The sequence below is a fragment of the Chryseobacterium defluvii genome, from assembly GCF_003634775.1.
GTDB classification, from domain to species: Bacteria; Bacteroidota; Bacteroidia; order Flavobacteriales; family Weeksellaceae; genus Chryseobacterium; species Chryseobacterium defluvii.
Window position 1 is genome coordinate 295,943 of the sequence record NZ_RBXB01000002.1, and the last position, 14,561, is coordinate 310,503.

11 protein-coding genes are annotated in these 14,561 nt (G+C 35.7%); 7 read left to right on the forward strand and 4 right to left on the reverse strand.

All coding sequences use genetic code 11. The annotated features are described in order from the left end of the window. Positions 1-14 precede the first annotated feature (14 nt). The 5 genes from BCF58_RS08180 to BCF58_RS08200 all read left to right on the forward strand — a co-directional run bounded on the left by BCF58_RS08180 (position 15) and on the right by BCF58_RS08200 (position 8,559). Complete coding sequence (locus tag BCF58_RS08180) at positions 15-788, forward strand: alpha/beta fold hydrolase (protein WP_228434762.1); 774 nt, start codon at positions 15-17, stop codon at positions 786-788. A gap of 315 nt (positions 789-1,103) precedes the next feature. Then, positions 1,104-5,009, forward strand: coding sequence for a response regulator (locus BCF58_RS08185; RefSeq protein WP_121461316.1), 3,906 nt, complete (start codon positions 1,104-1,106; stop codon positions 5,007-5,009). 10 nt (positions 5,010-5,019) lie between these two features. Then, positions 5,020-5,376 (forward strand): response regulator transcription factor, encoded by a 357-nt coding sequence (locus BCF58_RS08190; RefSeq protein ID WP_121461317.1) that lies wholly within the window; start codon positions 5,020-5,022, stop codon positions 5,374-5,376. Between the two features lie 7 nt (positions 5,377-5,383). Beyond that, entirely contained in the window at positions 5,384-6,460 is a 1,077-nt protein-coding gene (locus BCF58_RS08195) for a HEAT repeat domain-containing protein (protein WP_121461318.1), read from the forward strand. Continuing rightward, the gene (locus tag BCF58_RS08200) at positions 6,454-8,559 is read left to right on the forward strand and encodes a glycosyltransferase family 2 protein (protein WP_121461319.1); all 2,106 of its coding nucleotides are present in this window, start codon (positions 6,454-6,456) and stop codon (positions 8,557-8,559) included. Before BCF58_RS08195 ends, BCF58_RS08200 begins: the two co-directional genes overlap by 7 nt. A 102-nt stretch (positions 8,560-8,661) precedes the next feature. Here the strand turns inward: BCF58_RS08200 and BCF58_RS08205 are convergent, their stop codons facing one another. From BCF58_RS08205 to BCF58_RS08220, 4 genes are all read right to left on the reverse strand, one after another. Beyond that, positions 8,662-9,909 carry a YaiO family outer membrane beta-barrel protein gene (locus BCF58_RS08205; RefSeq protein ID WP_228434763.1) on the reverse strand — a complete coding sequence of 416 codons (1,248 nt, stop codon included), beginning with the start codon at positions 9,907-9,909 and terminating at the stop codon, positions 8,662-8,664. 208 nt (positions 9,910-10,117) lie between these two features. Next, a complete protein-coding gene (locus tag BCF58_RS08210) occupies positions 10,118-10,735 on the reverse strand; it encodes an HD domain-containing protein (protein ID WP_121461320.1) in 618 nt (205 codons plus the stop codon). A gap of 31 nt (positions 10,736-10,766) precedes the next feature. Beyond that, positions 10,767-11,066, reverse strand: coding sequence for a rhodanese-like domain-containing protein (locus tag BCF58_RS08215; RefSeq protein ID WP_121461321.1), 300 nt, complete (start codon positions 11,064-11,066; stop codon positions 10,767-10,769). Positions 11,067-11,210: 144 nt separating this feature from the next. Continuing rightward, on the reverse strand, positions 11,211-12,431 hold the full coding sequence (locus BCF58_RS08220) for an outer membrane beta-barrel protein (RefSeq protein ID WP_121461322.1): 1,221 nt from the start codon (positions 12,429-12,431) through the stop codon (positions 11,211-11,213). Between the two features lie 133 nt (positions 12,432-12,564). Here BCF58_RS08220 and queG point away from each other — a divergent pair, with 133 nt between their 5' ends. Both queG and BCF58_RS08235 read left to right on the forward strand, forming a co-directional pair. Beyond that, positions 12,565-13,506 carry a tRNA epoxyqueuosine(34) reductase QueG gene (queG, locus tag BCF58_RS08225; protein WP_121461323.1) on the forward strand — a complete coding sequence of 314 codons (942 nt, stop codon included), beginning with the start codon at positions 12,565-12,567 and terminating at the stop codon, positions 13,504-13,506. Between the two features lie 371 nt (positions 13,507-13,877). Continuing rightward, entirely contained in the window at positions 13,878-14,555 is a 678-nt protein-coding gene (locus BCF58_RS08235) for a TIGR02117 family protein (protein ID WP_394337667.1), read from the forward strand. The last annotated feature ends 6 nt before the right edge of the window (positions 14,556-14,561 follow it).

The window sequence follows — 14,561 nt, forward strand, 5'->3', positions numbered from 1 at the left end:
TGACGTTTTGAGTTTTGATAGAAAGTAAATTTATTGAAGTCAAAGGGAAAACCCTTTATATAGAATATAACAATTCGTTTGAAAATAAGCCAACCCTTGTTTTCCTGCATGATTCTTTAGGCTGTGTCCAGCTTTGGCGAGATTTTCCTGCTAAGATAGCAAAAGAGACCGGATGTAATGTTTTGGTATATGACCGGCTGGGTTATGGGAAATCCCACCCAATGCTTACTCATGAAAGAGAAAACAATTACATGGAGCAGGAAGCAGATGTATTGAATGATCTTTTGAATGAATTGAACATTAATAACGCTGTTTTATTTGGGCACAGTGATGGTGGTACCATAGCTTTGATTACCGCAAGTAAATATTCTGAAAAGATAAATGCAGTGATTTGTGAAGCAGGGCATATTTTCGTAGAAAATGTTACGGTAAAGGGTGTTAAAGATGCTTTAGAAGCTTTTAAAACAACTAATCTGGGAGAGCGCCTCCAGAGATACCACGGAAATAAGGCCAATAGATTATTTAAAGCATGGACAGAAATCTGGTTGAGCGATCGATTCAGAAGCTGGAACATTGAATATCTTTTACCCCATATACACTGTCCTTTATTATTTATTCAGGGAAATGCCGATGAATACGGAACCTTGGATCAGGTTGAAAAAACAATCAGTCAGACAAGTGGAACTGCAGAAAAATATATTATTCCGGATATTGGGCATACTCCGCATAAAGAAGCCCCTGAATTGGTTATTACCAGATCGGTGGAATTTATTAATAGGATTAAATAAAACAGAAGCGGGCTTTAGCCCGCTTCTGTTTTATTTAAGATATCTGATTAAAACCTCACAAATTACATTTTTTATAGTAAAGTAAAGCATAGCCTGAAAGTGAATTAAATTTAATTTAAATCAGATAAATTCCTGCTAGTCAATATTTGATGTTATTGACTTATTTTATTTCATAATTTGAATTATTTATTGATTTATTATATATATGTCTTTATTTTAATTTTTTTTATAATTCTATACGGATTAATTTGTAACTTGCTTTTACGTGTTTTCCCACCGAGAAATAGAAATCGTGAAATCCTATTTAAAAGTATTATGAATAAATACCCCATTCCTGAAAATGAGGAAGAACGCATCAAAAAGCTGGAATTTTTTGATCTCTTAAATTTAGGAAAAGATCCCCAACTGGATGTGTTTGCAGAGGTTGCCTGTTTGGTTTGCAACTGTTCGGCTTCTCTTATTGCGATGATGGAGAGAGACACCCAGACGATCCAGAGTTGTGTCGGACTTCCTGTAGATTTTGTAGACCGGGAAAATACGATCTGTCAGTATTCAATTGCGACTGGGGAAGTGCTTGTAATCAACGATACTTCGTTGGACGAGAGATCATGCTATAATCAGATGATGAAAGATGCCGGAGTCCGTTTTTATGCAGGTGTACCACTGAAAGATGATGAAGGCTACGTACTGGGTACTCTCTGCGTTATTGATTTTGAGCCTAAAACGATATCAGATGAGCAGCTGGGCATGCTTATAAAAATAGGAGAGGCTGTAACAAAAATGCTGATGGGAAAAAGAAAAAATATTCAGGCGGAGTATTTTGAACAGACCTTTAGTATTTCCAATAACCTGATTTGTGTTCTGGATAACCATCTCATGATTAAAGATGTTAATCCTTCTTTCGAAAAAACATTCGGACTAAAAAAACAGCAGGCACAAGATCAAAATTTTTTAACTCTTTTAGGAGAACATTGTCCGATGCTAAGAGCACAGGTGGAAACATTTCCTGAAACGCAAGAGGAATTTAAGTTCACTACCTCTACCATAGTTGATCAATCATCCATTATTATTGAGTGGTCTTTAAAACAAAATCAGGACCGCTCCGAAATTTTATGTTTTGGAATTAATATTACCCATCTTATTGAAGAAAAAATAAAACTGGAAAGTTCAGAACGAAGGTTCAGAAGCTTCTTTGAAAATGCCATAGGCCTCATGAGCATGCATGATATGGAAGGGTATATCCTGGCTGTCAACGAAAAAGGAAGGGAAACCCTGCATTATGGGGCTGATGAAATCAAAGGATTGAATCTGAAAGATCTTGTGCCTGAAAAAAACTGGGCCTTGCTTGAGCAATACATCCAGCGTATCAATGAAAATAAAGAAGATTTCGGAACCATGATTCTTAAGACGAAGGAAGGCGAAGAAATGATCTGGATGTACCACAATATGGTTGAAATTAATGAAGATGGTAATCCCTATGTCATCAGCACAGCCCTGAATGTGACAGAAAGAATGATGTTGGAAAGAGATCTGGTATATGCGAAGAAAATGTTGGAACAAACGAATGCGGTAGCACAAGTAGGAGGATGGGAGATCAACCTTAAAACCGGTTCCGTATTCTGGTCACAATCTACAAAAGATATCCATAAAATGGATAAGACCTTTGAGCCCAATTTTGAAAGTGCAGTAGGCTTTTATGAAGGAGAAAGTAAAGACAGAATCAAGTTTTTGTTTGACAGGGCGGTAAATAAAGGAATTCCGTATGACGAAGAACTGCAGCTTATACGCAACGACGGAGAGGTTATTTGGGTAAGAGTAAAAGGCATTCCGGAGTTCGAAGATGGAGTTTGTACCAAGATATTCGGGATTATTCAGGATATTGATGCTTTCAAGAAAGTTTACCTTGAGTTAGCTCAAAAAGAAGCTATGCTTCAGTCATTTATAAATTATGTTCCCGCACCTGTGGCTATGCTGGATAAAGATCTCAATTATCTTTCGGTAAGCAGAAGCTGGAAAGATGAATTTCAGATGAATAATATAGAGCTTATAGGGAAAAGTATGTTTACGGTTTCCCAGGTACCGGAGGAAAGAAGAAAAATTTACGAAGAAGCTCTGGAAGGTAAAGCATATAAAAATGAGAATATGGCCATAGATGCCATTCATAAGGACGGTAAGCAACATTATAACCTGGAAGTCAGACCATGGTATCTTTCAGGGGACAGTATCGGTGGGATTATTATTTCGGCTCAGAATATCACTAATGTGATTAAAACCAATGAAGAGCTTAAAAAAGCCAAAGATTTGGCAGATATTGCCAGTAAAGCCAAATCCGAATTTTTAGCCAATATGAGTCATGAAATCCGGACCCCTCTCAATGGAGTGATAGGGTTTTCAGATCTTTTACTAAAAACACCGCTCAATGAAGTGCAGACACAATACCTGAATTACATTAATGAATCAGGAGAAAATCTGCTTAATATCATCAATGACATTCTCGATTTTTCTAAGATAGAATCAGGGAAAATGGATCTTCTGATTGAAAAGAGTAATATTTATGATCTGGTAGGCCAGGTCGTTAATGTGATCCTTTATCAGTCACAGAAAAAGAATATTGAACTGCTCCTGAATATAGAGCAGGGATTACCAAAAACAATCTGGGTGGATGAATCACGCCTTAAGCAGGTGTTGATCAACCTCCTTGGAAATGCTGTCAAATTCACAGAACAGGGTGAAATTGAGCTAAAAGTTGAAAAGCTGGATTTGAATGATAAAAATATGACCTTAAGATTTGCCGTAAGAGATACGGGAATCGGTATTCCGGTAGAAAAGCAGCAGCATATTTTTGATGCTTTTACCCAGGAAAACAGTTCCGTAAGCAAACGTTACGGAGGAACAGGATTGGGGCTTACCATTTCAAATAATATCCTCAAATATATGGGAAGCAAACTTTCGCTCAACAGTGAGCTGCAAAAAGGATCCGTGTTTTACTTTGATATTGAGGTTCCGTATGAAATGGCTTCTCATGATGAAGATGAAGATTTAAGGCTCAATAAAGTCCTTATTGTAGATGATAATGAAAACAACAGAATCATCCTTCAGCATATGCTGGCTTATAAAAATATCGATTCAAAACTGGCGGCTAACGGAATGGAAGCACTTCAGATACTAATGCGTGGAGAGCGTTTTGACGTTATTTTAATGGATTATCATATGCCTGTGATATCAGGACTGGAAACCATAGAAAAAATCAAGGAATTATTTAATACACAAGGGGAGCATTCTCCTCTTATTGTTCTTCATACATCATCAGAAGAACATGACGTTATTAATTCTTTCCGTAAGGAAGAAAACTCTTATTTCCTGTTAAAGCCCATAAAGTCAGAAGAATTATACAGGACTTTAAAGCATGTAGCAAAGCATACTGAAAAAGAAATGAGTAAAACAATATCATCACCGGAAACAGAAAAACCGTTATTTGAGCCTTCACTTCAGGTGTTGCTAGTAGATGATAACCCGGTGAATATGGTATTAAACCATAAAATGATGAAGTCGTTGATACCGGATGCACAACTCACGGAGGCTACAGATGGACTTCAGGCCTTGGAACAATGTAAACAGAAACGCTTCAATCTTATACTCATGGATGTCCAGATGCCGGTAATGGATGGAATTGAAGCTACAAAACAAATACGTTTGTTATCAGACTATGCAACAATTCCTATCATTGGAGTTACAGCAGGGAACGTTTTAGGTGAAAAAGATAAATGCCTTGAAGCGGGAATGAGCGATTTCCTGCCCAAACCTTTAAGGCAGAATGACCTTCTGGAAATGCTGAAGAAACATTTGAGTAATAAGGATACTAAGATAAAAAATGAAAATCCTTTAGAACCTGAGAAACATCTTGATATGAACCTTTTGAATGAACAAACCGGAGATGACGAGGATTTTAGAAAAGTATTCCTGAATCTGGTTGTGCAAGAGCTAACCCTCTCTGAAGAAGAATTAAAACTTGCCGCAACGAAAAAAGATTTAACAGGGGTAAAAGCTATTCTACATAAACTCAAAGGAACAGCCGGAGTAGCAGGCTTATTAAAACTTGCCCAATCTTTTGCCAAGTGGGAAAATAAAATAGAAGAGGGTAATGACTATGCTTCCATGCAGGAAGAAATCGCTCAGGAAGTAGCAATAGGACTGAATTTAATTAAAAGTTTAATAAAATAAAAAACAATTTATGTTGATTTTGATCGCTGAAGACGATGAACTGATTTTGAAAACAATTGAACACAAATTATTAAAAGAAGGACATGAAGTGATCCTGACCCGCAACGGGAAAGAAGCCATTGATACCCTGAAAAATAAAGATGTGGATCTTGCCATTACCGATATCATGATGCCTTTCGCTTCAGGAATTGAAATACTTTCATCCATAAAAACAATGGAAAAAAAGATACCCGTTATCATGCTTTCCAGTATGGGACAGGAAGAAGTAGTACTGAATGCTTTTGATATGGGTGCCTCCGATTTTATTGTAAAACCATTCAGCCCCAATGAATTGATGTTAAGAATTAAAAGATTTGTTCCAAAATAAAATCATAATGCTTCTTTTAACCAACTCAAACTCAATTCATTACCTTTTCCTTGTTTTTTTGGGAATGCTGTCATTGGTGGTATTATTAATAATAGTAGTGCTTATCTATAGCTTTTATCAGTATAAAGAATCTGTTCGGGTTTCCCAATGGTCCGGTATCATTAATGAAAAAGTAACTGAAACCATTGTATATGATGAAGGAGAAATAGCTCCGAACAATAGTTTTGCTGCATTTTCCGATTACCCGTTATTCAGAAACTTATTCCTGAAAAAGCTGGTAGAAACGGATAATAAATTTTCCGGTGCTGCACAGAACAAAATAAAAGACTTATTCAATGATTATAACCTTCAGAATGAAGCTTTCAAAAAGCTTAACCAGAAGCAACCTTATCTGATTGCAGGAGGTATACAGGAGCTTACCGCCATGAATGTTGAGGCGGCACTTCCAAAAATTTCTTCATTTTTAACCCATCCTTCCGTTCAGGTGTACCAGGAAGCCCAATATGCGATGGTAAGCTTTAAAGGTTTTGAAGGATTACATTTTTTGGATACAATTTCCACTAAAATTTCTGAATGGCAGCAGCTGCGTTTGCTCATTTCCATTACAGATATCCCGGCGGACTATGATGATACACTTAAAAACTGGCTTGAAAGTTCCAACGATACGGTAGTTATTTTCACCCTCCGTTTATTGAAGAAATTTCAGCTCTTATCCCTTTATCCAATGGTTATGAATTTGCTCAATCATCCCTCTGTTGAAGTAAGGATACAGGCTGTAAAGGCGCTTCAATCGCTGGAAAATTCTTCTACTATTACGGAACTTACGGATATTTATCCCCATCAGCCTTTTGAAGTACAGCTGGAGATCCTCCGGGTAATGAGAGTGCTGAAAGAACAATGCTGCGCAGGATTTTTACAGCAGCAATTGGTAGAAAACCCTTTTTCCGCGGTCAAAATTTATGCAGCAGAAGCTCTTTTTTCGCTGGGCCATCATGATTATCTGGTGCAGGTTGCCAACGATAAGGCTTCATCAGAACAATTGGTCCAAATTATTAAACACGCCTTACAGGAAAAAATATGCTAGAATTTTCACATATCGTTTACGAAGTCGTTATATGGTTGTTTTTGCTGTACGGTTCAGCTGTAGCGATTATTTATGGATGGATAGGAGTGTATGCTTTAGGAGCTGTAATACGCTATAAAAAAGAAAATACATTTACGGATTACAATATTATCGCCGTCAACCCCAATGCGCCTACCTTTAGTCTTATTGCTCCGGCATACAATGAAGGAATGACCATTGTGGAAAATGTAAGATCTCTCTTATCGCTGTATTATCATAATCTGGAGATTATCATTGTAAATGACGGCAGCAAAGATGATTCCATGCAAAAGCTGACCGAAGCTTATGAGCTGGAATCCATATCCTTCTTTGTGCAGGGAGAAATAGAAACCAATGCGATAAGAAGTATTTATAAAAGTAAAAATCCCGCTTTCAAGAAACTTATCGTGGTAGATAAAGAAAATGGAGGGAAAGCAGATGCTTTGAATGTTGGAATTAATGTTTCTTCGGGAGATTATCTTGTTTGTATCGATGTAGATTGTATTCTTGAACAGGATGCAATTCTTCGCCTGGCAAAACCATTCCTGGAAGAAACAGATAAAAAAATCATTGCCTGTGGCGGAGTGATCCGTCTTGCCAACAACTGTAAAATTGAAAATGGTAAGGTGGTAGACGTGAATATGCCTAAAACATTATTGGGAAAAACCCAGGCTTTAGAATATATCCGAGCTTTCGTGCTGGGAAGGATGGCTTGGTCAAGAGCTTCCGGGCTTATCTTGATTTCCGGCGCTTTTGGTGTTTTCGACAGGAAAATTGTGCTGGCCTGTGGCGGATATGACAGGAATACGGTAGGAGAGGATATGGAGTTGGTGGTCCGCATGCGGAAATATATGGAAGAAAAGAAGGAGCCTTATGAAGTCATTACCATTCCTGATCCTTTATGCTGGACGGAAGTTCCGGAAACTAAAGAAATTCTAAAAAAACAACGTAACCGATGGATGCGGGGAACTATGGAAACCCTTTGGAAGCATCGCAAAATGATATTTAATCCGAAATATGGTAAATTGGGAATGATCAGTCTTCCTTATTGGCTTTTTTTTGAGTTTCTGGGCCCCCTGATAGAATTTTTGGGATATATTATTTTTATTGTTTTTTTGTTATTAGGAATTATTAACTGGCAATTTTCTACCGTATTGTTTGCTTTAGTGATCTCCACAGGTTTTCTTTATTCCATATACGGCATATTGGTAGACCTGGTAAGCCGACAGGTGTATACGAAAAGAAAAGATTTTCTCACCCTCATTGGGACCGCTTTCCTGGAACCATTTTATTTTCATCCTATTGTGGTCAAAGCAAGCATAAAAGGTTTTATAGATTACTTTAAAAAATCTCATAGTTGGGGAGAAATGACAAGACAGGGCTTTAATCAAAGCGCTCAGCATTTACCTTTTAAAGAAAGAGTGGCTGCTATTCTTACAATGAGCCTTAGAACATGGGGAGTGTTCACCATCGTTTTTTCTGTCCTGTTTTTATCAGGAATAACGGTAGAATGGCTTTGGTACCATTATTATGTTTCCGGATTGAATGTCTCAGAGATAACTCAAGACCTTTTCATGGACAACCTTATATTTATGTTTAAGCTTATATTCGGGATTGGAATTATTTATCTGTTGCTGAATTTTATAAAAGAAAGCTGGGCAAAGACTGTAATCATCGTCATAGGTTTATTCGTTATTATAACTCAATATATTTTGTTCCTGTATTTTTCGGAAACCCATCAACTTTTAGGCGCAGATATTTTAAACTATAGTAAAGCAGAAATAGAGCAGAATTTAGAGCATAGCGGAATGCTTAATTTTAAAAATTTTGCATTATTGGGGCTCTTACTTATCGCAGTATTTATTCCCTTTTGGCTGGCTGCTAAATCAGCTTTTAAATCCATGTATGTGGGGCTTGCATTTTTGTGCATAGGGTTAGCAGCTTTATGTATTCCAAAAGATTTACTAAAATCTAATGATTTCTACCATATTGATAAACTTAATCAGAAAGCGGCAAAAAGTAAATGGGATTATTTTTTCAACTCCAATACGGACGATTTTATTGATGAACATTTGAAATAAGAGATTAAATAATGAGTAATAAACAGTTTCGGGCATTTTCTTTGAAAATGCCCGAAACTGTTTTTATATTTGATTCCGGCGGGCTTTCAGCCCGCCGGAATCTTAAAACTTCTTAGTATATCCTACCAGTAAATCGAACTGATTTCCTTTCTTGTTAGGTAGGTATTCCTGATTGTAATACACTGTGGATACAGAAAATAAATTCGTCTTTTGGATAGAAAAATTATATTCCGCTCCTATTTTAAAGGTTTTAAGCTTAAAGCTTTCATTTTCAAGCAAATTATTGCGGTATTCTTCAGGACTTATTCCTGTTCCCACCTGGAGAGCGAAATAATCCTGTGCACTTTTAGTATAATACCGAACGGTTCCAGTATAGGAATGAGCAATATTTTCTTTATTAGGAGTGATGTAAGTGCGTAGATTGAACCAGAAATTTTTATAATATTTCCCGGCAGAAGCGGTAAGCATCCATATATTGTCGGTAAAATAAATCTGGCGGTAGCCGATTTCAGCTTCAAAGCCCTTTGGAAGATTTGCATTTAATGAAGCGCCGGTTCGGTATTTTGGAAATATGCCTACATCATTGGAATATCCACCACCTATATAAAGATATAAAGTTTTGGATAATCTTGGATAAGCTTCTAACTCTATTTGTGTTCCGCTTTCCGCAAATTTGTTGGCATAATTTCCTCTGAGGATAACGGGTCCGATTGGGGTGATTCTCTTGTAATGGATTCCTACGATATGCCAGTCGTTATCAAATTGTTCGTCAAAATGAGAATAATTATAAATGATACCGATTGCATTTTTAGCCGTAAATTCATTGATTCTTATAGCAAGACCCGTAGCTTCCGTATTTTTTGGATTAATGCTTAACACAGTCTGAATTGCTTTCTCGGCTTCAATATAATTTTTATTGGCAAAATGGGTTTTTGCTTTTAATAACCAAAGAGATTCCGATTGAGGGTGGTATGATAATCCTTTGTCAAGAATTTCTATAGCTTTTTCATTTTGATTATTCCAATACTCCAGAGAGGCATAGGCGATAAAATAATCTTCGTCGCGAACATCTTTTTTTCCAAGTTCATCAAATACTCCTCTTGCAGATGCCCAATCCTTATTCCATGTATATAGCCTTCCCAGAAAAATAGAAATATCAGTATAATCAGGGGCTTTTTCCAACGCCTTTTTGGCAAGGGTAATAGATGTGTTATAATCTTTTTGTTCAAAAGCAGTAGTTCGCGCCTGGGCAAATAATTCATCTGCAGTTCTATTTTCCTGACTGTAGAAAAATGGGGAAATAAATAATAACAGGTATCCCAGTGATTGTCTCATTGAAGATGTAAGCATTAAGGTCAGAAGTTTTATTTTGTGAATTGTATATTTATAATAACAAATATATTGAAGTTTTTTATCAGAAACTATATATTGTTAGTTAATGCTCCTTTTTTTGTATGATTTTTTGGTTATCAACATGAAAATAAAACTCAAGGGGGAAATTAATAAAAGTGAACTTTAGCTTCCACTTTAATTTCAATCAGTAATTAAAATGTATGACCTACAGACTTTCAAGCTCGGCTTCAATATTTTCTTTTGCCTGCTTCTCGTATTTTGATTTAAAATACTCGGTTTTAAAAATATGATCAAGCTCTGAAAAATGTTGAAGCACCTTTTTTCTTCCTGGTTTATACAAAAGATCGGGATAGAAAGAATATTCCTTTCTTATCTTTTTTGTGTACTTAAGATAGGCTTCCGGATCTTTTCCGAGGACGGAAAGATCAGCATCCAAAAGATAATTAGTATCATGATGTCCGGAAATCTGATGTGTTTTTGTAGTCAAAATCTGTTCGAAAACATCTTTGATGGTTTTTTTGTCAACCTTTAGCTTTTCAAGCCTGGAAACAGCAAATTCGGCACTTTTTTCTTCGTTGGATTTTGAAGTGACATCATAAATAATATCGTGATAAAAAACAGAAAAAGTAATAGTTGTGAAATTGAGAATTTGATCTCTTACTGCTTCCAGCTCAGAGAACATGCTGTTCAGATGCTCAAGATTATGATAAAAGCGTCCCTTACCGGAATGTTTTTTCTCAATTTCAAGCCAAAGACTTTCAATAAGATTCAGGTCTTGTGAAAACTGCTGGGAATTTCGTACAAACCTTTCTTTCAGATCCATGCTTAACAAATTAAAAATAAAAAGGAACTTTTTAAAAAGTTCCCTGATTTGCTTCCAAAGTGGCTTTTAATTCAGCCCAGCCTCCGCCGTTATAGCCTTCTTTTAATCCTTGTGAATTAAGATATTCCAATGCCTTTCCGCTTCTGTTTCCACTTCTGCAGAATAAGATCACAGGTTTTTCAATAGATAAGATTTCATCTTTTCTATCTTCTACCTCACCTAAAGGAATATTTTTAGCACCTTCTATGTTTCCGTCCATTTCCAGTTCCATGGGCTCACGAACGTCGATCAATTCATAATTTCCTGATTTCAATACTTCTGTTAACGACATAATAAATTATTTTTAGTCCTGAATAATAATAACGAAAATACGCAAAATTCTCCTGACTTTTCAATACTTTCGAGAGATATTTTTGATGATGGACAATAGAGAGCGATTAAAATAAAAGCCATCTATTCAGATGGCTGTATATTTTTAAAATAAGGTATATCCTAAAATCAAAGATATTGTTTGATATTTACTTTTCCAGTATACATAATCATCCAGGAAAGATCTTGGTGAAAGATATCTTAATTCGGCGCTGAACCTGTCATTATACTTATAACCGGCTCCCAAAGCAATATTATTTCCGGAAGATATAGCCAAATGATTATCGTATTCAAAATCTATTTGGGATTTCTTCGATGAAAAATCGAGTACATAAGCAAAATCAACAAAAAATTTCGATTTATCGTTCAGAAAGAAATAATGTCTTATTCCCACAGGAACTTCAATAGATGAATATTCTACACTTCTTGTAGCAGTTAAGATAGATGTGTATCCACCATCAAATGAAACTTCTTTGCTGGATTTGTAAGATTGATAAGTCGGCTCTACAAAAGCAGACCATTTATTTTTATTGAACGGGAAAATATATTCCAATTCAATTCCTATTCTGAAATTGAGTTCAGAATCGAAATCAGTATTTCTTACACCGAAATTTTCGTTTCCGATAGAAAGAGAAGATGAGTTGATACCCGGTCTTATTGTTACATTGAACATATCTCTTTTAGCAGTCTGAACAGTATAATCAGTATTTTTAGTTTCTGAACCTGTGGACCCGGTAGAACAAGCATTAAATTTACTGAAAATATTTACAAGATCTTTTTTAGAATATTTTGCATTATCAATTTCATTGCCTGTAATTCCGCATTTTAAATCAGCTGAGATCTGATCTTTATATTCTTCATTATAAGCTATGCTTCCGTTTCCTATATTGTAGTTTTTGTAAACCAATTGCTTAATTTCGGAATTGTCAACACTATAGAAAAACCTTCTGATATCATCTTGTTCATAAGATAGTAAATCTGCCTTCCCGTCGATCAGATATCTTAAAAGCAATGTTTCCTGATGAAATTCAGGTTCCTTTTTTTCAGAAATGTCTGTGAGTTTCAAAGAAGAACGGTCAATTTTCACTGTTTCTCTTACAAATCTGTATGAACCTACTCCGAATTCCTTAATATTATTGGTATTTTCTCTTTTTACATCAGAAGCATCGGATAGCTTGTATTCAATTTCTTTAGGATTATTTTTCCATTCCGAATTTTTGATAAGGACTTCCTGCTTCTCTCCCGAATTATTGATTACGTATCCGTTTTCAAACTTAATCTGGCTCTGGTATGCGGTAAATGCCAACAAACAAGCCACTAAACTCATTTTTTTCAAGGTGGTAAATATTATTCTATAGTTAATTATTTTAAAGGATTTAACACGAATACATAGCGAATATCATTTGTGTTTAAATACGGCGGCAAATTTATAAAATAATCTTAGTTTTGCAATGTAAAATATGAATTCAAATGCCGGAAAATATTCACAACTCATTAAATCCAAAGCAATAAAGTTTGGATTTCAGGACTGTGGTATTTCCAAAGCAGATTTTTTAGAGGAAGATGCACACCATCTGGAGACTTGGTTGAAGAATAATTTTCATGGAGAAATGAAATACATGGAAAATTATTTTGATAAAAGGCTTGATCCTCGACTATTGGTTGAAGGCTCCAGATCTGTAATTTCCCTGTCCTATAATTATTTCCCGAAAGAAAAAATACCAACTCTTGAGAATTTTAAGATCTCTAAATATGCCTATGCCGAAGATTATCATGAAGTGATTAAAGAAATTCTCCGTGAAATGGTTGCCGAATTGCAGGACGAGATCGGTGACTTCGGATTCAGGGTATTTGTAGACTCTGCTCCTGTCCTGGAAAGAAGCTGGGCGAGGAAATCAGGGATAGGATGGGTAGGCAAAAATGCCAATCTGATCACAAAACAAAGCGGGTCTTTTTATTTTTTAGCAGAAATCATTTGCGATCTGGAACTTATACCGGACCATGAAACAACAGACCATTGTGGTACTTGTACCAAATGCATGGATGCTTGCCCTACGGAAGCTATCATATCAGATAAAATCATTGATGGCAGCAAATGTATTTCTTACGCCACCATAGAACTGAAAAATGAAATCCCCGAATATTTCAGGAATAAAATGGAAGACTGGATGTTCGGCTGCGATATTTGTCAGGATGTATGTCCCTGGAACAGGTTTTCCAGTCCCAATCTTCAAAGCAGGTTTACCCCCAACGAAGCGCTTAAAAATTTCAAAAAAGGAGAGTGGAAAGAACTTACTCAGGAATTGTTCTCGGAAATATTCAGAAAATCACCTGTAAAAAGAACAAAATTTGCAGGATTGAAGAGAAATATTGAATTTTTGGAACGTTTTTCCGGTAAATAATATGCTCAATTTTTGGTGATGATTTCTTTTCTGGAAATTTTGGTTTCCAAAACTGAAGTGGTTAATCAGCCATTCCTTAAATTAAGTACTTTAAGGAGGAAAAGATTTTACAATGATAAAAGTTTGATAAAGCCCTTCTTTAAAAGAAAAAATGACTTTCAGGAGACTAGAATCTCACAGAAAATCAACGTTTTTTTTGTATTCTTTTAGGAGCTATTTTCACTCTTATTTTAAATCTTTTTTGTGATTTAGAATTTTTACGCATATTTACTAATATTTCATACTTAAATGTAATCATTTTTTCGATAAAAACAAATACTTTTGAGAAAAATTAAATTAAATTTTTATTAAATCGGTCCAAAAATATGAGTGTGAAAATGGTATTAATATCTCTCCTTAAAATAGTAGGAATTGTAGTAGGAATTATTCTTCTGTATGGGTTATTAGGTTATTTGCTGCCTTTTATAGAAATTAAGGCAAAAGAAGATGGTCATAAAAAAGAAATTCCGATTTATATTTATACCAATGGAGTTCATACGGATATTGTGATGCCGGTAAAGAATGACCTGCAGGATTGGGGTTCCAAAATTCCATTTTCCAACATACGTTCCCAACAGACGGATTATAGTTATATAGGTATCGGATGGGGAGATAAAGGTTTTTATCTGGATACACCTACCTGGGCCGACCTGAAATTTTCTACGGCATTTAAAGCTGCTTTCTGGCTGAGCGAATCTGCAATGCATTGTACGTATTATAAGACAATGAAAGAAGGAAGTGACTGTAAAATGATCATGATCAGCAGATCGCAGTATACTAATCTTGTGCGGTTTATAGAAGACAAATTTGACAGGGATCAGAACGGGAATTTTATTTTGATTCCCACAGATGCGGTATACAGTGATCATGATGCTTTTTACGATGCAAAGGGAAAATACAGCTTCCTTTATACCTGTAATACATGGTCCAATGATGCTTTAAAAGCAGCCGGACAAAAAGCCGCTTTCTGGACTCCTTCAGATTTCGGGATATTTCAGCACTATAAATAAAATAGA